The 19430-nt window shown below is 53.9% G+C and carries 16 protein-coding genes and 2 pseudogenes; 7 read left to right on the top strand and 11 right to left on the bottom strand.

Going from position 1 to position 19430, the window contains the following annotated elements; all coding sequences use genetic code 11:
* The first annotated feature begins 203 nt into the window (after nt 1–203).
* Entirely contained in the window at nt 204–848 is a 645-nt protein-coding gene (locus AC2FLZ_RS04020) for an IS6 family transposase (RefSeq protein WP_496881841.1), read from the top strand.
* Nucleotides 849–922: 74 nt separating this feature from the next.
* Here AC2FLZ_RS04020 and AC2FLZ_RS04025 read toward each other — a convergent pair whose 3' ends face one another.
* The 6 genes from AC2FLZ_RS04025 to gmd all read right to left on the bottom strand — a co-directional run bounded on the left by AC2FLZ_RS04025 (nt 923) and on the right by gmd (nt 8491).
* Nucleotides 923–1771, bottom strand: coding sequence for a class I SAM-dependent methyltransferase (locus AC2FLZ_RS04025; RefSeq protein ID WP_496881842.1), 849 nt, complete (start codon nt 1769–1771; stop codon nt 923–925).
* The gene (locus AC2FLZ_RS04030) at nt 1764–3452 is read right to left on the bottom strand and encodes an FkbM family methyltransferase (RefSeq protein ID WP_496881843.1); all 1689 of its coding nucleotides are present in this window, start codon (nt 3450–3452) and stop codon (nt 1764–1766) included. The genes AC2FLZ_RS04025 and AC2FLZ_RS04030 overlap by 8 nt, the downstream gene beginning before the upstream one ends.
* A 97-nt stretch (nt 3453–3549) precedes the next feature.
* Complete coding sequence (locus AC2FLZ_RS04035; protein ID WP_496881844.1) at nt 3550–4743, bottom strand: glycosyltransferase family 4 protein; 1194 nt, start codon at nt 4741–4743, stop codon at nt 3550–3552.
* Nucleotides 4740–6428, bottom strand: coding sequence for a class I SAM-dependent methyltransferase (locus tag AC2FLZ_RS04040; protein ID WP_496881845.1), 1689 nt, complete (start codon nt 6426–6428; stop codon nt 4740–4742). Before AC2FLZ_RS04040 ends, AC2FLZ_RS04035 begins: the two co-directional genes overlap by 4 nt.
* Before the next feature lie 138 nt (nt 6429–6566).
* Nucleotides 6567–7436 carry a GDP-mannose 4,6-dehydratase gene (locus AC2FLZ_RS04045; protein ID WP_496881846.1) on the bottom strand — a complete coding sequence of 290 codons (870 nt, stop codon included), beginning with the start codon at nt 7434–7436 and terminating at the stop codon, nt 6567–6569.
* Between the two features lie 17 nt (nt 7437–7453).
* Nucleotides 7454–8491 carry a GDP-mannose 4,6-dehydratase gene (gene gmd / locus AC2FLZ_RS04050; RefSeq protein ID WP_496881847.1) on the bottom strand — a complete coding sequence of 346 codons (1038 nt, stop codon included), beginning with the start codon at nt 8489–8491 and terminating at the stop codon, nt 7454–7456.
* 248 nt (nt 8492–8739) lie between these two features.
* Here gmd and AC2FLZ_RS04055 point away from each other — a divergent pair, with 248 nt between their 5' ends.
* Both AC2FLZ_RS04055 and AC2FLZ_RS04060 read left to right on the top strand, forming a co-directional pair.
* The gene (locus AC2FLZ_RS04055) at nt 8740–9051 is read left to right on the top strand and encodes a hypothetical protein (RefSeq protein ID WP_496881848.1); all 312 of its coding nucleotides are present in this window, start codon (nt 8740–8742) and stop codon (nt 9049–9051) included.
* A gap of 23 nt (nt 9052–9074) precedes the next feature.
* The gene (locus AC2FLZ_RS04060) at nt 9075–10331 is read left to right on the top strand and encodes a glycosyltransferase (protein WP_496881849.1); all 1257 of its coding nucleotides are present in this window, start codon (nt 9075–9077) and stop codon (nt 10329–10331) included.
* 43 nt (nt 10332–10374) lie between these two features.
* Here AC2FLZ_RS04060 and AC2FLZ_RS04065 read toward each other — a convergent pair whose 3' ends face one another.
* From AC2FLZ_RS04065 to AC2FLZ_RS04085, 5 genes and pseudogenes are all read right to left on the bottom strand, one after another.
* A complete protein-coding gene (locus AC2FLZ_RS04065) occupies nt 10375–11868 on the bottom strand; it encodes a glycosyltransferase family 4 protein (RefSeq protein WP_496881850.1) in 1494 nt (497 codons plus the stop codon).
* Between the two features lie 90 nt (nt 11869–11958).
* On the bottom strand, nt 11959–13377 hold the full coding sequence (locus AC2FLZ_RS04070; RefSeq protein ID WP_496881851.1) for a mannose-1-phosphate guanylyltransferase/mannose-6-phosphate isomerase: 1419 nt from the start codon (nt 13375–13377) through the stop codon (nt 11959–11961).
* A 137-nt stretch (nt 13378–13514) separates the two neighbouring features.
* A pseudogene (locus AC2FLZ_RS04075) lies at nt 13515–13901 on the bottom strand (DDE-type integrase/transposase/recombinase); the annotation flags it as partial.
* A 45-nt stretch (nt 13902–13946) separates the two neighbouring features.
* Nucleotides 13947–14627: pseudogene (locus AC2FLZ_RS04080) on the bottom strand (IS6 family transposase).
* A 205-nt stretch (nt 14628–14832) separates the two neighbouring features.
* Nucleotides 14833–15462, bottom strand: a complete 630-nt coding sequence (locus AC2FLZ_RS04085; protein WP_496881852.1) for a TetR family transcriptional regulator C-terminal domain-containing protein — start codon at nt 15460–15462, stop codon at nt 14833–14835.
* Nucleotides 15463–15601: 139 nt separating this feature from the next.
* On the opposite strand from AC2FLZ_RS04085, the gene AC2FLZ_RS04090 reads away from it, so the two are divergent.
* Genes AC2FLZ_RS04090 through AC2FLZ_RS04105 form a run of 4 tightly spaced genes read left to right on the top strand, consistent with a single transcriptional unit; the run spans nt 15602 to nt 19417 of the window.
* Nucleotides 15602–16459: an ABC transporter permease gene (locus tag AC2FLZ_RS04090; protein ID WP_496716292.1), complete on the top strand. Its 858-nt coding sequence runs from the start codon at nt 15602–15604 to the stop codon at nt 16457–16459.
* Nucleotides 16456–17244, top strand: a complete 789-nt coding sequence (locus tag AC2FLZ_RS04095; protein WP_209599079.1) for an ABC transporter permease — start codon at nt 16456–16458, stop codon at nt 17242–17244. Before AC2FLZ_RS04090 ends, AC2FLZ_RS04095 begins: the two co-directional genes overlap by 4 nt.
* Nucleotides 17241–18338 (top strand): ABC transporter ATP-binding protein, encoded by a 1098-nt coding sequence (locus AC2FLZ_RS04100; RefSeq protein ID WP_496808243.1) that lies wholly within the window; start codon nt 17241–17243, stop codon nt 18336–18338. The genes AC2FLZ_RS04095 and AC2FLZ_RS04100 overlap by 4 nt, the downstream gene beginning before the upstream one ends.
* 17 nt (nt 18339–18355) lie before the next feature.
* Entirely contained in the window at nt 18356–19417 is a 1062-nt protein-coding gene (locus AC2FLZ_RS04105) for an ABC transporter substrate-binding protein (RefSeq protein ID WP_496881853.1), read from the top strand.
* Nucleotides 19418–19430 lie beyond the last annotated feature (13 nt).

Consider the following 19430-nt stretch of genomic DNA (forward strand, 5'->3'; position numbering starts at 1 on the left):
GGGCGGAAAGGGTCGCTTGGCACCTTTTAGGAGCGATATGATCGACAGGAAAATAGCGGAAAGCACTCAATAACCGCGGGGCGGATCTGTTGCAAACTTTTAGCCATTGACGCTCAAGAACGCAGAGAGTGAATAGCGGCCGGTGCAATTCAGCCGAAAGCCAGCTCATGATCTCCTTTTAAGGCGCACAATATCCCAAGGATGTGATCCTCTTTGCTGTGTTCTTCTACCTTCGATACGGTGTTTCATACCGGGATCTGGAAGAAATCATGGGTGAGCGCGGTGTTGCGGTAGATCACACGACGCTAAACCGTTGGGTGACAAAATACGCTAGTGCAATTGCCGATGTTGCGCGCAGACGAAAGGGACTGTGCTACCGTTCTTGGAGAATGGACGAGACTTACATTAAGGTGAAAGGCAACTGGGTCTATCTCTATCGAGCCGTCGACAAGCACGGCAAGACGCTTGATTTCATGCTTTCCCCGCGACGAAACAAACCGGCTGCGACAAAGTTCTTCGCCAGGATGCTGGAGATCAACGGGTTGCCGAGAAAGATCGTGATCGACAAGAGCGGTGCCAACACCGCCGGCATCAAGACCCTCAACAAAATGCTCAAAGGCTTTGGTTGCCCGATCCCACTTGAGATGGTGAGACAGAAACGCTTGAACAATTTCGTGGAACAGGACCACCGTTTCATCAAACGGCGAACCCAACCAATGCTGGGTTTCAAATCGCTTGAATCAGCATCAGCTACCTTGAGTGGAATCGAAGTGTCTCACATGATCCGCAAAGGTCAACTCACGCCCGGACCCTGTCTATTTCAACAGTTCGCTAAGCTCGCCACCTGACTCACAAGCGATTACTGAAATAACTCAACAGGCTCGAACTTTGCAACGGAACCGGATCAAAGCCCACGAGAATCCTAGGAAGGTTTCGACAGAAGCTCTGCGCTAAAGCGGCCCATTGCTGCGCTGAAATCTTTGTCCAGATACTCGTTCCCCATAATCACACTCAGTAGGATTTCCTGAACCTGGGATTCCAGCATTTCAATCGAATTGAGCGAGAAGTTTCCAACATTTTCAACTTGTCCGGCCGACAGTTTGTCAGGCGCATAGAAGACGTAGAAATACTGTGACACGATCATCTCATAACCGTGCGCACGCCCGATGTTCTCAAGCCCTTTCACCGAATAGAAGAAGACGTGCTGGCCGCAATCCGGCAGATAATAGAGCCAGTCTTCCGGCTGATCATCAACAGGCCAGGTTGTAAAAATGAAAATTGGGGCACCCCGGGACAGCAAGTCGTCCAGTGTGACCTTCGGATCAGGAAGATGTTCGAACACTTCAAACGCCGTGATAACATCCGCTGAAACGTCATCGATATTCTCAAGCGCGGAGTAGCTGGAAAAGAGCGGCTGAGCAAACGCATCGAAGGTTTGAAAATCCCGCCCGACGCTCCTCATCAGGCTGGCAAACAGCCCCGGGCCTGCTCCGAAATCCATACCCTTTGCGGTCAAAGGGATTTCAAGCACGTCCAGAAAGACCTTCGCGGCCAACCAGTTCTTGATGCAACGGGGCGCTGCGCCAACATCTATGGTCAGGCCCGGAATTGCGTAAGCTTCGTCCAGCCAGAAGGGATAGTCCGTCTGCTGACTGCCGCACTCCTGGCAGGCATAATAACGAACGTCATAACGCCGCAGAATTGTCTTTGAGAAAATGTAATCGGTCGCCCCACCACACAGACGGCACGATGTATCTGCTTTATCATTCATAGGTGCGTGCTTTCATCAGAAGGTTGGTTGCAACATCGTAGCGCCGGAATTCTGCGCCGACTTCATATCCTAGATCGGCAAGCAGGGCATGGAACCTGTACAGATTTTCGTTCCATACTTCCACGAACAGCATTGGCTTGCATCTGGCAATGGTTTGGGAAAGGCCTTCGATGACTTCGCACTCCATACCTTCGACATCGATCTTGATGAAGTCGAAATCCTCTTTCGCAACAACGTCATCGCCTTTTCGAATTTCAAACCCGCCCACCGGGTCCGGATCGAAATGCGCCCCTGCTACGTTGAAAGCCTGCGAGATCTGGATGCGCGCAGAATGCGACGATGCACCAAATCCAATACCCAGGTTTGACAAATCAACGGTCTTCAGTTCGTTCAGCGCAACATTCAGACGCAAAACCGAGATAACGCGTTGCTGCAGTTCAATCGCCGTGACTTTCTGCGCCTTCAGGATTTTCTCGAAATAGACCGCATGGTTCCCGATATTCGCACCGATATCGAGTATTCGGGCATTTGCCGGAACATGTGCGCCAATCAGTTCCAGTTCTTCGATCTCGTAGAATTCCCCGGCACAGTGATGCGCCTGTATGCTGTCATGCGGATCGTCCACGAAGAACCGAAAGGTCTGCCCGGCATGCTCAAACGTTCGCACACTGCCCTGATGTTGCGACAGCGTTACAGGGGGCGGGGTTTCGCCACACTCCGTGATCGCCACTGACAACAGTTCGATATTGGGAAAACTCATATCCGGAAGATCAATCTCCGGCTCGCTCAGCTCCGATCCAACGACAAGTCCGCTGTGCTCAAAGACAATTGGCAGAACGTCATCATCCGGCAATGCCGCGCTTATCGTCTGACGGACAGGCGCTGCCGCACTTAGATCAACCGAAACGGGGTCCGCATCGGCCACTCGCAGAACAAGGCCCGCCTCTGGCCTGCTTACAGGATCCAACGCGCGCAGCTCAATGCTCACCTCCACCTGCCTGGTGGAAGGTGCTTCAAGAGAGAAGGCCATCTGTGACCTATAACCGTGCGAAACAACCCGGCCGGACCGGGTCATGAATCCCGTTTGAAACTCTGGACCGCACTGGCTCAGATACCCGTCATATGCAAAGCGAACCGGCAGTTTCGGGCGGATCGAATAGGCAAGATAATCAAAGGCCGGAAAATGTCCGACATTGTAGGCTTCGGACCACCATCCGGTTTCCCCCGATGACGGCACGCGATGGAATCCGAAGAATGCCGTGTTTTCCATCGTGAAGTGCAAATGGAACTGCGGATGGTCTTTCAAGAACTGAAAACACAGATAATTCGCCGGAACATTCAAGCAGGGCAACACCAGAACCCCGGTGTCGGATAAACACTCAAGCGCCTGTTTGATCGCGCGCGTCGTGTCCAGAAATCGATACGGTCCGCCTATGTAGAGGATATTGATACCTTTCGACCTGAGAACGCGGTTCGGAGAGTCGTGAACGCGTTCCCAGTCAAATGCATAATACTTGGATGAGGCTTGCATGCTCTGTGCAAACGGATTGTCCCCGAAGGCCGCAGATTTCACCGCTCGGCCCGCAGGAAAATGCCTCTGCAAATAATATTCCAGACAGCTCTGAACGCTTTCCGAAAAGGCGCCACTTGCGTTCATCGTCGGGCCAGTCTCGCCACTCATCAAGCCATCCTTGTTCCAGACATGATGTTTGCCATCATGACGTCTTCTCGTCTTACCCGCTAATCTACACGCGGAAAACCGCAGAGCTACGGCTGCCTCAGCGGGTCAAAGCCGAAAAACACGCACTATATCTCTTGCCGATCACTGACCAATCAGCGGTTCTGGTGACACTGTGACGGGCGGCAACACCTATGTCCGCAAGTCTTGCGCGATCCTTGATCGTCAAGGCACCGAGCGTCTGTCGCATCTCGTCCAACGCGCAAACGATAAACTCGCTTTCTTCCTTCAGACCCAGGCCGCGGGCACCAAACGGAGAAGAGACCACAGCCAGCTCAGCGGCTGCATACTCGAACATCTTGATGTTGGAACCTGACCCGAGATTCATTGGGTTGAGGCCGATATCCGCAACACGGAATGCCATCCATTTGGTGGTTTCATCAACCTCTCCCAACCGAATGACGTTTTCCAGGGTCGTTTCTTTCAACGGGCCGTAGTCGCACACCCCACCCAGCACAATGAACTGCATGTCCGGGATCTGCTTTGCAAAATCGAGGATACGGTCGGCAGCCGAGAAATTCGGATGGTGGAAAGAGCCGCCGAAGACCGCTGTCAGCTGATCTTTCAAACCCAAACGCGTGCGTATCCGGGTCAACGCATCTTCCGGCACGTGAGGCACCCCAAGCGCGTCCACACCGTTTTCGATGATCGTTATCTGATCGGCGTCTACACCGTATTCCTTTGCGAACGTGGTCGCATCGTTGGGTGTACAGGCAATCACATGTTGCGACTTCAACAGCGCCGTTTCCTCCACATTCCGAACAGCTTCCAACAGATGTGGAAAGCGTTCAAGGACAGAGGATTTCTGCTGAAGCTCAACATTCTGAGAGTCAAAGACAATCGGGATGTCCGTGTCGCCCCGCGCCTGCAGAAGCGCATAAATCGAATAAGGGTGTGCTGTTACACATGCGTCCGATACAGCCAGCCGCTTGGCAAGAACTTCATTGTACAGGGCGCACTCATCCCAATGCAGAGCATACGCGACATCAGCTGCCATTTGAACTTCGGCATCCAGCTTGATCTCGAGCTCACGGAACCGTCCTTCGACAGCAACCCGTATCTCACGCAGGTTCGGGCCAAAAACAACCGTCTCATTGCGCCCATTCCTGTCCGGAACAATGAGTTCGACGTCGAACTGTTTGGAAAGCTCGCGTGCAAGGTAAAATATACGTCTTTGCCCACCACCGACAGCCGGCCACGTGGAATAGAAATTTGCGATAACAACGCGTTTCATAAAGTTTTGACCCGTCCGGCATCCATATCCATTCTGTCAAGGACAGCATGGACATACTGGATCGTTGAAATCTGCGAGATTTGTTGATGGTGTATACGTCGTGCTTCCTTGCGCACCCAGCTCGCAAACAGCTTTTTGAGGGGCTTGATATTGTTGCGTGTACACAGGCGCTCCAACTGCCAAAGGTTGCGCAATTTTCTTATCCCCATCACACGAGCGGGATTTCCTGATTTGCGGTTTGCATTGTCAAGCTCAAGGATCATTCGAAGGCGAACAGGGGCGCTATTGTCGCGATCCAACGCGTGGCTCTCTGCCTCGGTGGCCTCCCGCCCCTGCAAGGCATAGGCAATCGCATCGGCGAATTCCGCGCCATCAAATGCAAGAAGCTCGGCGACTGACCAATAAAGCTTGCGCTGTAAAAGCCGCTGAACGCGTGTGACAGCTTCACCCAAAGCCCCTACCGGTCGTGGTATGATCTCGGCCTTGTCGGCAACTTGATAGGGATAGTCTTTGCCGGTTTCGACCAAAGCGGCTTTGAAATCTTTTGAGTGGGAAGTCTCTTGCACCACTGCGCTTTGTGTATCCGGCATCGGTGTGGCAACAGGCTGCGCGCCCTTCTTTGACCCCGTGACCTTAAACGCCCGAACAAATGACCCCAAGCGCCGGAACTCATAGCGTGTTGCTATCGGGTCCCGGTCATGTTCTGGAATGGCATGTGGATGAAGGATCGTCGCAATCAAACGGCCACCTTCGGGACGCGGAACAACCGTTTTGATCTTTGACCACCGCTTGCTGTAGGGCAGTGGCTCACGATGGCTGCCAATCATCAAAAGCGCATCTTTGGCGGCGTCAGCATAAATGGACTTGTATTCCAGTTCGATCGTCAGTGATGTACCGACGCTTTCGGGCACAAACACTTCCAGAGATGCGCCGATATCAATCGTTTGCGCGGCCTTTTCGGTAGCGGCACTTTCGATGGACTTGATCACGTACTGAGACAGATGCGCGCCATTCGTCAGATCGATACGCCCATCCGGCGTCAGCGTCCGGTCAATATTGTATTTTTCCATCCCAAGCGGGAAGCGGGCGTAGTTATAGCTCTGTTCAAACCAATGATCACCGTCCGCCGGGACACCTTCCACTTCGGTCCGCTTCAGAAGCCCTGTTGTGGCAAAAACACCAATTTCCTCATACATGCGATCTTCACGCAGAAGATCATACATGTTGCCGATCGACGGAATGTGGACGTCATCGATAATGAGAATTCCGCCAGGCTTGAGGCGTTCATAAAGAATGGCGTATTCAAGATCCGGGAAGGGGTAACCATGCGGCCCGTCAATAAGGATGACGTCAAACATATCGTCATCCGCAAACTGGTGGACAAGCAATGTCTGCTGCGTTGGGCCATAAACAAACTCAGTGCGATCCGCTTTGAATTCCGGGTCCTTCTGCACCAAACCAACCGAACTGTCCGGCATATCCCTGTCATCATACGCAAACACAACGTGCTTGGCAGCCAGGTTTGAGAACATAATGGTTGATTTTCCACAACCGGTCTCAACCGTTTTGATGTCGCCACTTGGCAGGACTTCGGAAATTGCAATCAATACGTCTGAATTAAATGCCCCGCCCCGATGGGCCCGACCAGCCAAACGCTGCAAAATGTCTTTTGTAGAAGTAGCCACGGAATGTCCCATACTCGGTTTTGGAATTTTTGCTTTCGTACAGATGCCCAGATTGCGAAGCAACCTAAATCATCAACTATAAGTTAAGTGCTCGTCTTTCCCTAACATTGCGAAAAAACATTTTATTTCAAGTACTTACTATAACATCCATTCAAGTGTTTCTTGTAGACTGTAATTCGGCTCGGCCTGAGTGAGGCTGCGGTACAATTTGACATCCCCCATCAATTCCTTTACCTCATTGGCGCGCACAAACTGGGGGTTCACGGTCACGTTCAGGCTGTGCCCTGTAATGTCGCTGCACATGTCCACAATGTGCTGCAAAGGGGTTGCCACTCCGGAGCAGATATTAACCTGCCGTCCGCGCAAATCCGGACGCAGCAATGCCCGATAAGCATGCGCCACATCGCGAACGTCGGAAAAGTCCCGGGCAACATCAAGGTTACCCAGTTCGATCTGCGGGGCGCGCTGCCGGAAATGGGCCACGATTTTAGGGACAAGGAATTGGGCATTCTGCCCGCGCCCGGTGTAGTTAAAGGGCCGCGCAATCACGATCGGCAAACGATCCGTAAACAGCTGAGCCATGTATTCCATGGCCAGTTTCGAAACCGCGTAATCGTTCACGGGCGCCGGAGAGGTTGTTTCCGCAATCGGCGCATGTTTCGAGTTGCCATAAATATTGGCGCTGCTTGCCAAAATGACCCCAGACTGGCCCACGCCGGCCCGAGCCAACGCCTCCAGCAAAACCCGGGTTCCAATCACATTTACCTTGTAGAAGTCCTCAGCTGCTCCATGCGCGACAAACGCAATCGCAGCCAGATGGATCACCGCATCGGGTTTTACCGTATCTACAACCTGTTCAATTGCCGCGCTGTCCGAAAGATCCGCCTGCAGATAGGTCGGGTCCGGCGCAGGAGGCACCGTCATGCCGGTGCCCCAGACCTCCCATCCCGCTGCCTCCAGTTCAGCAGCCACATACCGCCCGGTGAACCCGTAACGGCCAGTGATCAAGACGCGACCTCCTGACATCAGAACGAAACGCCCCGTTCGTTGCGCGCCAGATCAGCTGCGACCATCATCTGACAGAGATCTTCAAGAGAGGTCGTGGCCTCCCAGCCCAGAACGTCCTTGGCCTTGCTTGCGTCACCAATCAGTAGTTCGACCTCGGCGGGGCGATAGTATTTTGGATTGATGCGCACCAGAACACGGTTTGACTCGGCATCAATTGCCACTTCATCTTCCCCCTGTCCTTCAAACCGCAGACCAATGCCTGCGCCCTTGAACGCCATCGTGACAAAATCGCGTACAGTTTCGGTTCGCCCGGTTGCCAGAACAAACGTATCCGGTGTGTCTGCCTGCAGCATACGCCACATCCCGTCCACGTAATCCTTCGCAAACCCCCAATCACGCTTGGCGTCTAGGTTCCCAAGTTCCAGGCAATCAAGTTGCCCCAGTTTGATCTTGGCCACACCATCGGTGATTTTCCGCGTCACGAACTCCAACCCTCTGAGCGGGCTTTCGTGATTGAACAGGATCCCGGATGTGCCAAAAATATCGTAGCTTTCGCTATAGTTTATGGTCATCCAATGGGCATAAAGCTTGGCTACCCCATAAGGGCTGCGTGGCCAGAAAGGTGTTTCTTCCCGTTGAGGGATCTCCTGAACCTTGCCGAACATCTCTGATGTGGACGCCTGATAGAAACGAATTTTAGGATTCACAATTCGGATTGCTTCAAGCCAATGCAGCGCCCCAATGCCAGTGATCTGGGATGTCGTAGCGGGCTGATCGAACGAAATCCCTACAAAACTCTGTGCTGCAAGGTTGTAAACCTCATGGGGCTCCGTCTTCTGAATCAGACGGATCATTGCGCCCATATCGGTCAGGTCAAGTTCTTCCAGTGACAGGTTGGGATGTGAACGGATGCCCAGATCATCGATACGCCAGAAATTGGTGGAAACCACCCGGCGGAACGTGCCGACAACTTTATATCCCTTTTCAAGAAGAAGCTCTGCCAGATAGGCTCCATCTTGCCCGGTAATACCTGTAACAATTGCGGTTTTGGTCATTCTAAGCCCTCTTTTTTTATACCGGGCTTTAACTGATCAAACCTAATGCGTCTACCGCTTGTCGGCGTAAGTTTGCCGATAAACCAATGTGTTCTTGCAAGCCCACACAGCCTTTTGGGACCGCAAGATAGCGTATCGATAAGGCTGGTGTCTCTAACGGGTCCGGGGTTCGCCTTGACACTAATGGCCCTTTCAGGCATCGCTCCTTCATTGACCGGGTAGAACAACCCCAATCAGACTGAACCTTGATGGCCGTAGAACAACAGAAGCTCGATAGAATTTCGATTGTTACGATGATCGGCATGATCTCCACAGCAGCGGGTATCATCATTGCGTTTTTTGCGGTTCAGGGAATGTACAGATACATTCAGATCTGCTTTCTGCCCAAGGCAAACAATCGGAATGTCACCGCATATCAACAAACGCCTTATCGAAAGCTGCCGCGCCATAGAGTGATCCCTTACCAAACCAGGAAATCTTCGGATATTGGCCTGCGCTTTCGTCAAGGGGCGCTGATGGTAAGATCGGCGACTGTTTCAACACCAATGCACCAAAGATGAAGCCGCGGAGTAACGCCAGTCAGATGTCTGAAATTGTCTTTGATCTCACCGAGGTTTTCAGCGCCTCCACCGGCAAGCTGCGGTTTTACGGGATTATGCGTGTTGTGCATGAACTCGGCCTACAGCTTGTGCAGCGCAAGGCCCCGGTGCGTTATGGTATTTTCTCCTATGCCCATGATGGGTATTTGGAAGTGTTTCCCGAACTTCGCGAGGATGGGACCGTCGATCTGAACGTTCCCTTGGGCATTCAGGAAATACGCATTCGCCCGGCCTACAGACGCAAAACGTTTCTGACCAAGCTGGCAACGCGTGCGGTGAATCCGCTTCTCCAACGGCGCAACAAGAAGATGTGGGCGAAGTCTGGATTGACACTGCCGCGTTTGGACATGTCCGGCAAAACCCTGGTCTCTGCCGCCAGACCCAAGTTGGTGACGGATGCAATTGATTCACTGGAGCGGCACGGTGTGCGCCCGCGTTTGGTACCGCTGCTATATGACATGATCCCGCTTCACTCTCAGTTCGGACATAAATCAGCTTATTTCCCGGGCAAATTCCTGGATGACAACCGGATCGTGATTTCAAACTCCACCGAGATCATGACCATATCAGAATTCACCAAATCCGAATTGCTCTCCTTCTCTGAACAGGGTGTTCTGCCTCCTGTTCCGCCGGTGGTCACATCGATCCCGCTTGTTCATGAATGTGCAGAAGGGGATCGCGAAGCGACCCTGACACTGCCGCCCGCACCCTACATCCTGACGGTCGGCGCCACGATGGGTCGGAAAAACCTCGAAGCCTCGTTTGGAGCGCTTCAGATTCTGCAAGCTCAGGGCGCAACTGTGCCGACCCTGGTCATTGCCGGAGCCCTGCGCAAAACCACTCAGAAACACCTGGCGTCAGATGATATGGCGGCCATCCGCGACAAGATCGTCCTTATCGACAGCCCGGCACAAGAGGATCTGGTGGCGCTGTATCGCAATGCGCTTGCAGTCGTGATGGCCACCCGGATGGAAGGCTGGGGATTGCCCGCAGGCGAGGCGCTCTGGTTTGGAACACCTGCAATCTGCTCCACGGCTCCTGTACTGCGCGAAGTGTGCGGTGATTTGGGGCTCTACTTCGACCCCGACAGCCCCGAAGAGCTGGCCGCGCATATACGCCGCCTTCAGGAAGATACTGCCTTTGCCTCCGACCTGCGCAACCGTATCACCGCGGCACATCCGACCCTGCGTACATGGAGCAGCGTCGCGGATGATCTGCAACGCGTGCTGGAACGGCTCTGACCCAGCTTGCGCATTGAAGGCTGCTGGCTGAACCAGGACAGGCTCAGCCGGTTTTTTCCTGTTGCTCGATCTGGACAACGGTGGTGACGGCAGTGTGCAGATCGCGGGCCACATCGGCCCAGTCGCGCAGATTGGCCGCGGCGATTTTAGCCTCAAGCGCAGCACGATGATCGGCATCCAGCAGACGCTTGGCCGCTTCTACGATGCTGGAAACCTGGGTCGCATCGCAATATTCCACCAGGTCCTCTCCAACTTCGGGCAGCGAAGAATTGTTCGCGACCACAGCCGTCTTGCCATAAGCCAGCGCCTCCCCCACCGGCAATCCCCAGCCTTCATACAGGCTGGCCATGATGGAGAACTGGCAATGGCTGTAAAGCATGTCGAGCTCTTCGTCAGAGGGACCATCAATAACCCGGACATAACCGTAGATATTCCCGGTGGCTGCTAACAGGTCTTCAAAGTCCTGCCGCAACCAGCCACGACGCCCGGCAAAGACAAGCTTGGGCAGATCCACATATCCTTGATCCAGCAAGGCTTTCCAGGCCAAGGCAATGCGCCAGACATTCTTGCGCGCCTCTATGGTTCCAACACACAGGACAAAGGGGCTGGCAACAACATGGCGCAAGCTGTCGTCCAACGTGATCAATTCCCGTAATCCCGGATAGGCTGCGGTGGCAATATTTGCCGACAGAGGCCCAACCACCTGCTCCTGCGGGCCCATATCTGCCCCCGATGGCAAGGCGGCCTGTGCCAGTGGCACTACGGTGGCAGGGGCATCGACATCATGGGCGGAAAAGAAATCCTTCAGATCTCTGAGGGTTGCCTGTGAAATTGCCAGATAATGGTCCGTGTATTCCTGAGATCGCATGAGCCACTGATAGAAATTGGCCGGACCCATTCCGTCACACGTGTGCGGGGCGACAATGGGGATCAGGTCATAGACCATGGAATGAACCACAAGCTCTGCCTTGCGGGCTTGCAGAAAAATGTCGATCTGTTCCGAGAACCATGCGCTGTCAAGCAGCACCAAGTGATCACCAGCGTGCGCGCGCGATGAGAACTCCACCGGGCTGAGGGTCTGCTGTTTTACCTGCTTGCGGCCCTTTCGCGCGTCGCGCCACATCCTGGCGGACATATTGTATTTATGGAAACGCCGATCATGCCCCAAACGGGCGGCCACATCCAGCCAAGTCCGCTGAAGATAATACTTCACCGGTTTGGTGCGGTATTTTTTCAAAGGGGGCAGGTTGTCACGCCGGGCCACGGACGGGCGAAAGATCCGGCGCATGCTTTCAGGCGAGGCGAATGCTTCAACTCCGATCTCTGAGAATGGCAAACACAGATAGCGTCCCAATTTCCTGTCTCTCCAAGACAGGTACAACCGGTCGGCATCCACAAGCCTGGACATCTCAACGATCATCGTCACGACGACCCGCTGAATTCCGGAATACCGGTCGATCTTGGTCACATAGCCGATCAAACTTGATATATCGAAAAAGAACGTGCGCCTGTCTTGCCCAGCCTGCATGTCGGACATATCTAAATCTCCCAGTGGCAAACTGACAGCCCCTCTCTGAACGGGTCGCGCTGTTTTCGACCCGATGAGGGGCGAGACGCAGCCCCGATCTTATCCGCGTGCGTAGACATCCTCATAACGGATGATGTCATCCTCGCCCAGATAGCTTCCGGTTTGCACTTCGATCAGCACCATGGGCACTTTTCCGGGGTTTTCCATGCGGTGCACGGCACCAAGCGGGATGTATACAGACTGATTTTCAGTAACCAGTTTAACGTCATCATCGACCGTGACCTTCGCAGTCCCCTCGACCACGATCCAGTGTTCGGAGCGGTGGTGATGGCTTTGCAGAGACAGTGCCGCGCCGGGGTGGACATGGATGCGTTTGACCTGAAAGCGCCCGCCGACGACCAGACTTTCAAACCAGCCCCACGGGCGGAAATCTTTTGGAAAGATGGTGGCCTGGTTTGCGCCTTTGGCCTTGAGCGCTTCGACGGCTTTCTTTACGTCCTGCGCGCGGGATTTATCCGCTACCAGAACCGCATCAGGCATTGCCACAGTGATGACGTCCTTCAGGCCGATGCCCACCACTTGCAGATTGTCCGCCTCTGAACGCAAAAGCGTGTCACTGCACTCAATTGCCGTAACGCTGCCTGTCGCCACAACCCCGTTTTCATCCGGACCCGCCTCACGCCAGACCGAGTCCCAATCCCCCAAGTCAGACCAACCGGCGGAAAACGGCACGACGCTCAGGTTGTCAGCTTTTTCCATCACGGCATAGTCGATCGAGATATCCTCGGCCTGCCTCCAGGCCTCAGGGTCCAGCCGCAGGAAACCCAGATCGGCCTTGGCCGCTTCGCAAGCTGCCTTGACCGGGGTCATCAGCGCTGGCGCGTGAGCTTCAAAGGCGGTGATGATATCGCTAGCCCGGAACAGGAAGATACCGCCATTCCACAGATGTTTGCCATCGGCCACCATCGCCGTGGCAGAATCTACATCGGGTTTCTCGACAAAGCTGTCGAGCTTGACGGGTGTGCTGCCTTCAGGGGCCGCCGCCAGCTTGAGATACCCATAGCCGGTCTCAGGCCGGTCCGGTGTAATTCCAAAGGTCACCAATTGCCCGGCCTGGGCCGCTGACACGCCCGCAACCACAGCGGCGCGGAACGCGTCTGCATCTGGCACAACATGATCGGACGGTGCGACCAGCAGCAAGGCCTCAGGGTCGGACGCAGCCACATGCAAGGCTGCAGCCAGAACCGCGGGTGCGGTATTGCGCCCTTCGGGCTCAATCAGAATCGCACCTGGATCAATGCCCGCTGCCTGCAGCTGTTCGGTCACGATAAACCGGAAATCAGACCCGGTCACCACCACGGGCGCGGCATACCCCTCGCCGGACAGACGTCTGGCCGAGGCCTGAAACAGGGTCTCTTCCCCGGCAATGGCGGCAAACTGCTTTGGATAGGATTTCCGAGACAGCGGCCAAAGACGAGTGCCGGAACCGCCGCAGAGAAGAACAGGAGTGATGGACACGATCAAACAACCTTTGCCAGTAAATAGAGGTTTCTACTCTCAACTTAACAGCAGTTTTTCAAGATGGTTCTTTTATCTTGGGATGGATCCGTTGCAAAGTTTCTTACTGACCGAAGAGTTGACACCGAACCCGCGGCTCATGCCGCCAATTCCGCAAACTGGCGAAACGGACAGATTCCGGGCGTGAGCTGACCTTTGCGGATCATGTGCGCCATTTCGATCCCGTCCAGTGTAGCCGCCGCTGAAGCGAAGGCCTTGAACCCTAACATCAGCCGAGTGCGTCTCTTGATGAAGCGATGGTCTTGTTCCACGATGTTATTCAGATACTTCCGCCTGACCACCTCGATTGGGATCGGACAACCAAAGCCTTTCAGCATCCTGTTTATGGCTTTGATGCCAGCCGAGTTAGCTCCGCTTTTGTCGATGACAATCTTCCTCGGAAGCCCGTTGACCTCCAGCATCCTGGCGAAGAACTTTGTCGCAGCCGGTTTGTTTCGTCGCGGGGAAAGCATGAAAGGCTGTGTCGCAAATTTTGAAAAAGGTTATAGCCGGCCCCCGCCAGGGCACACTTATCCTGCCAGTCGGGCAAATTGCTGAAAGCCGGAAGTCGTATCGCTAGAGAATTGTTTCTTCCGGATCATGTTGGCTACCTCTATCCCATCCAGTGTGGCTGAAGCCGATCTGAAAGATTTAAACCCACACATGTGCCGCACGCGTCGTTTGATGAATCTGTGATCCTGCTCGACTATGTTGTTGAGATATTTGGATCTGATCGTTTGTACTTTGGCTGGACAACCGAACCGCTTCAGGATTCTGTTCACTTCTCCAATGCCAGCTGCATTTGCTCCACTCTTGTCTATGACGATTTTGTTTGGGATCCCGTTTGACGACAGTGCTTTTGCAAAGAACTTGGTTGCTGCTGGACGATTTCGTCACTCAGACAGCATGAAATCAAGGGTGTTTCCCGCTTTGTCGACTGCTCGATAAAGATACATCCACTTGCCGCGCACACGGAGATAGGTTTCGTCCATGCGCCAGGAACTCAGCGTTGGTCGCTTCTTCGATTGCGCACGAGCTGCGATGATTGGCGAGTATTTCACAACCCACCTATTCAATGTGGCATGGTCAACTCGCACAACGCGCTCAGCCATGATCTCTTCCAAATCGCGATAAGAAACCGTGTATCGCAGGTAGAAGTAAACGGCGTACAAAACCGCATCTTCGGGAAAACGACAGCCTTTCAAGGAAATTTTGTTGAAACCTGTTGGAGAACAATGCACGGACAACAAACGTCGAAATCTACGTGCTCTTCAAACCGGACCAAAAGTTTGCGGCACAACCGTTTCAAAACGAAAGCACAGACGAGCTGATTGTATGCGCCCGGAACAATTTTTTCTCAGAAACTTCTGTCTCCGAGTTATCCAACTTGAACTAGAACACCGCCAAGGCTTAAACCTAGAATTTTCCGGGGAAAAGTCCGCATAAAAACCTTCGAACAAGGTTGACAGAGCGGCGGCGTGAAAATCCCTGCATATCGGTTAGGTAATTCACCCACATCCCCTCCAGCAAGGCGAGCGTTCCGCTGGTTGCGTCATCTACTAGGTTCGGGTCACGTCCGTTTTTAGGGGCTATCTCTTTGAACGCGGACCGCAAGGTTTCGACAAGTTTGTCATCCTGAGTGCTGCTGTAACGGGCGATACCTGGATGAGAGCTTGCGATACCCCGAAACGCATGCCAGACTTTCGTACTGCGCGGATTGAGCAGTGCTTCTGACAGGTCGGCCTCAATAACTGCCATAACACGGTCTTCGGGCGTTGCGCTCGCGCCCAGATCCGTCCTTCTTTCCATCTCGGCATAATACTCGGTGCTGAAATGCCGGGCGGCTGCGGTCAGCAAATTGTCCTTACCCCCGAAATGCAAATGGATCATTCCGCGCGACAGGCCGGAGCGCTCGCAGATTCGGCTGACCGAGGTATCGGTAACTCCAATATCGGCAATTGTGTCCAGAGTCGCGTCGATCAGTAGCTGTTTGTTGGCTTCCGGATCCCGCTTTGAACCGCGTTTTTGTTCCTTGGTGCTTTGCACTTTGTTCAATGTTACCAACCGTTTGTGAATGCCTCATAGAGGTAGATCAAAGGAATATTGACACGAAAGGCCTTTCTGGCGCAACATTTAATGGACGATCGTCCATTAGTAACTCGTGAATTTCGGGAAGGGAGGTTGGGTGATCTTTCGCAGCGAAGCGTCCCGGGGATATACCCTCAGCGCGCCAGCCACGGCTTACGTGGGGTTTCTGGTCGCGGCGCCATTGTTGATCCTGATTGCCTATTCATTCTGGACCCAAACCTATGTGACGCTCGACAAGACACCGACGCTGAAGAATTACAGCGATGCGTTTGCGGATCCGCTGGTCCGGCACCTGATGCTTCGGTCGATCTGGATTGCCGGAGCGGTGACCGTAGTCACCGTCGCACTGGCCTATCCCGTCGCGTATTTTATCGCGATGAAGGCCCAGAAAAAGACCATCTGGCTTCTGCTCATCACCATTCCATTTTGGTCCAGCTATTTGCTGCGTGTATTTGCCTGGAAACTCATTTTGGGTTTCAACGGCGTTATGAACTCTGCGCTTCTGGCGCTGGGTCTCATCAGCGAGCCTCTCGACTTCCTGCTTTACAACGAATTCGCAGTTGTGCTGACGCTCGCTCATGCCTGGGCGCCATTTGCGATCCTACCGATCTATGTCTCATTGCAGAAAATCGATCCCAGTCTACTTGAGGCTGCAACAGATCTTGGGAACAGTCCCATTCAACGTTTTATGCGGGTGACGCTGCCGCTGACGATCCCAGGTATCATTGCCGCTTGCCTGATCATCTTCATCCCTACAGTTGGTGATTATGTGACCCCGGCTCTGGTTGGTGGTTCAGATGGGAAGATGATCGCCAATCTTATTCAGGTGCAGTTCGGGGCCGCCAACAACTGGCCCCTTGGGGCTACGCTATCGCTGATCGCAATGCTGTCGGTGGGTTTTGTGGCTATCGTGTTTGTCATGTCCGCAACGCGGCTGGGGAGGCGGATCAGATGAGACGTCCTACAACCCTGACAGCCTATGCGTTCCTTTATCTGCTGTTTCTGTACCTGCCGGTTCTGTTCCTTCCCTTGTTCTCGTTCAACAGCGGCACAATCGTTGCGTTCCCGATCAAGGGCTGGACACTGGACTGGTATCGGAAGCTAGGCGAGCAGGACACGTTGATCCAGGCGCTTTGGAATTCGCTTGCCGTCGGCACTGTTGTTGCCCTTCTATCGACCGCCATGGGATTGTTCGCCGCCCGTGCCTTTGTTCGGTACCGTTTTCGGGGTCAACGCGCGGCAGAAGGTCTGGTGATGCTGCCTTTGGTGATCCCGGGCATAATCGTCGCCTCTTCAATGCTGGTCCTGTTTCTGTTTCTCGGTCTCAAGCCGTCTTTGCTGACCGTCATTCTGGGCCATACGTTTCTCGCGTTGCCGTTCTCTGTCTCGATCCTGAAGTCTGCCTTTGATGACTTCGACGCATCACTGGAGGAAGCATCTTACGATCTGGGCGTCGGTGTGTTCGAAACATTCCGTCGCGTGACGCTGCCGGTCGTTGCCCCCGGTATCGTAGCCAGTGTTTTGGTCACATTCACCGTCAGTTTCGATGAATTCGTCCTCGCCTTTTTCCTGTCCGGTAACCAGCCAACCCTGCCGGTTTACATCTGGAGCCAAATCCGTTTCCCCGCCAAGCTTCCAAATGTTTTGGCACTGGGGTCGATCCTGTTGCTAACCTCGGTTCTGCTTCTGGTTCTGGCTGAATACTTCCGCCGCCGTTCATCCGCATCTGAGGTCCGATGACAAACAGAAACATCATAGAGCTCAGGGATGTCGAAAAGCGCTACGGCACATTTGTGGCCGCGAGCGGCATAAACCTTGACCTCAGAGAGGGCGAGTTCTTTTCGCTCCTCGGTCCTTCGGGATGTGGCAAGACCACGGTTTTACGCATGATCGCGGGCTTTCAGGAACCCACCAGAGGGAAGGTGCTGATTGACGGGCAGGATATGGAAGGAGTGCCCGCCAACAAACGCCCGACGAATATGGTTTTCCAAAGCTACGCAATCTTTCCGCACCTCAATGTCGGGAATAACGTAGCCTACGGGTTGCGGGGCAAAGCGCCTAAGGCCGAGATCGATCAGCGCGTCGCCGAAGCCTTGGAAATGGTCGAACTGGGTGGTCTTCAGGATCGCGGCGCAAGCGAGTTATCGGGCGGGCAACGTCAAAGGGTGGCGCTTGCCCGCGCGCTGATCATGCGGCCAAAGGTGTTGCTTTTGGATGAACCCTTGTCAGCGCTTGACAAGAAGCTGCGTGAACAGATGCAGTTTGAAATGCGCAATCTGCAACAGTCGCTTGGCATTACCTTTGTGATGGTCACGCATGATCAGTACGAAGCGATGACCATGTCCGACCGTATCGGCGTAATGTTCAATGGACAACTCAAACAGGTGGACACGCCAACAACGCTTTATGCCCGTCCCTGTGATCAGCAAGTGGCCCGCTTCATCGGTGAGATGAACATATTGCCGGCCCGGTTGCTGGACGAAAGCGGTGACACGTTGTCAATCGATGCGGCTGCCTTCGGGCGGATGGAAATCGAAAGAAATCCCAATGTGGCGACCAGCGCCAGAAACATGAATATCGGTATTCGGCCGGAACAGCTGGAGATTGCTGCGGACCGGCCTGAAGACTACCCATCAACGGTTCAAGGCACTGTCAGCAACGTCGCCTTCTACGGTGAAAATATTCACTACCACATTCAGGTGGCAGGAGCCGAGAAACCAATCTCGGTCTCGGTTCCAAACTATTTTCACACGGTCGATTTTAAACGTGGCGACACCGTTTGGCTGGGGCTTCAGGCGGCCAGTGTGATCGATCTTGGTACGAATTCGGAATAAAACAGAGGGAGGATAGAATGAAACTTCAGGGAATTGCGGCCTTCGCATGTGCGACGGCGTTAACGACAGGCGTTGCCAGTGCAGGTGGCGCTGATCTGACGGTTTTTGACTGGTCGGGATATGAAGATCCTGGGTTCTTTGCCAGTTACATGGAAAAATACGGGGACGAAGCACCAAGCTATTCCTATTTCGGAAGCCAGGAAGAAGCCTTTACCAAGCTGAGTTCCGGTTTTACCGCTGATCTGGCACATCCTTGTTCCGACGCTGTCAGAAAATGGGTCGCAGCTGATCTGATTCAGCCTTTGGACGAAAGCAAGCTGACCAATTGGGCGGATGTGCTGCCCGAGATCAAAGAGGTCGACGCCATCGTTCTGGACGGCCAGCTTTACATGCTGCCGTTTGAATGGGGGAACACGGGCCTTATCTATCGCACCGACAAGATCTCGGGGGATGACATCTCGCTGCAACTGATGGCGGACCCGGCCTTTGCGGGCAAAATCGCCATCCCGGATGCCGCATCGTCTGCTTATGCCCTGGCCGCGCTGGCCACCGGAAACGCGGATGACTACACCAACCTGAGCGATGAGCAATTCAAGGAAGCATCGGATTTCCTGCGCTCGATCCATCCAAACATGCGCTTTTACTGGTCCGATGCGGGTCAGTTTGACCAGGCCATGACCAGTGGCGAGATCGAAATGGGTTGGGCCTGGAACCAGTCCGAACTGAACCTGATCTGGAACGAAGTGCCCGCGGCCATGATGCGCAACGTGGACAAGGGCATCGCGACCTGGGCGTGTGGCTATGTGCATCTGAAATCGTCCACGACACCGGTCGATCAGGTCTATGACCTTTTGAACGCGCTTACGGACCCTGCCAGTGGTCAGTACATCATCGACAACTGGGGCTACCCGCATTCCAACGCAAAAGCTTTCGAAATCGCCGATCAGGCCAATATCGAAGCCTATGGTTTTTCCGATCCCAAAAGCTTCTTCGAAGGCAGCTTGTTTTTTGATGCTGTGAACCCCGAGCTTGAGGCGAAGATGCTGGCCGAATTCGAGCGGATCAAAGCCGGCTTCTAACACAACCCATCAT

The organism is Ruegeria sp. YKSF131, assembly GCF_059612645.1.

What these genes read in the sequence shown, in the direction of transcription:
- AC2FLZ_RS04100 (WP_496808243.1), top strand. Translation starts at nt 17,241, where the DNA reads ATGACAAACAGAAACATCATAGAGCTCAGGGATGTCGAAAAGCGCTAC.
- AC2FLZ_RS04030 (WP_496881843.1), bottom strand. Translation starts at nt 3,452, where the DNA reads ATGAGTGGCGAGACTGGCCCGACGATGAACGCAAGTGGCGCCTTTTCG.
- AC2FLZ_RS04055 (WP_496881848.1), top strand. Translation starts at nt 8,740, where the DNA reads ATGGCCGTAGAACAACAGAAGCTCGATAGAATTTCGATTGTTACGATG.
- AC2FLZ_RS04035 (WP_496881844.1), bottom strand. Translation starts at nt 4,743, where the DNA reads ATGAAACGCGTTGTTATCGCAAATTTCTATTCCACGTGGCCGGCTGTC.
- AC2FLZ_RS04065 (WP_496881850.1), bottom strand. Translation starts at nt 11,868, where the DNA reads ATGTCCGACATGCAGGCTGGGCAAGACAGGCGCACGTTCTTTTTCGAT.
- AC2FLZ_RS04025 (WP_496881842.1), bottom strand. Translation starts at nt 1,771, where the DNA reads ATGAATGATAAAGCAGATACATCGTGCCGTCTGTGTGGTGGGGCGACC.
- AC2FLZ_RS04060 (WP_496881849.1), top strand. Translation starts at nt 9,075, where the DNA reads ATGTCTGAAATTGTCTTTGATCTCACCGAGGTTTTCAGCGCCTCCACC.
- gmd (WP_496881847.1), bottom strand. Translation starts at nt 8,491, where the DNA reads ATGACCAAAACCGCAATTGTTACAGGTATTACCGGGCAAGATGGAGCC.
- AC2FLZ_RS04095 (WP_209599079.1), top strand. Translation starts at nt 16,456, where the DNA reads ATGAGACGTCCTACAACCCTGACAGCCTATGCGTTCCTTTATCTGCTG.
- AC2FLZ_RS04105 (WP_496881853.1), top strand. Translation starts at nt 18,356, where the DNA reads ATGAAACTTCAGGGAATTGCGGCCTTCGCATGTGCGACGGCGTTAACG.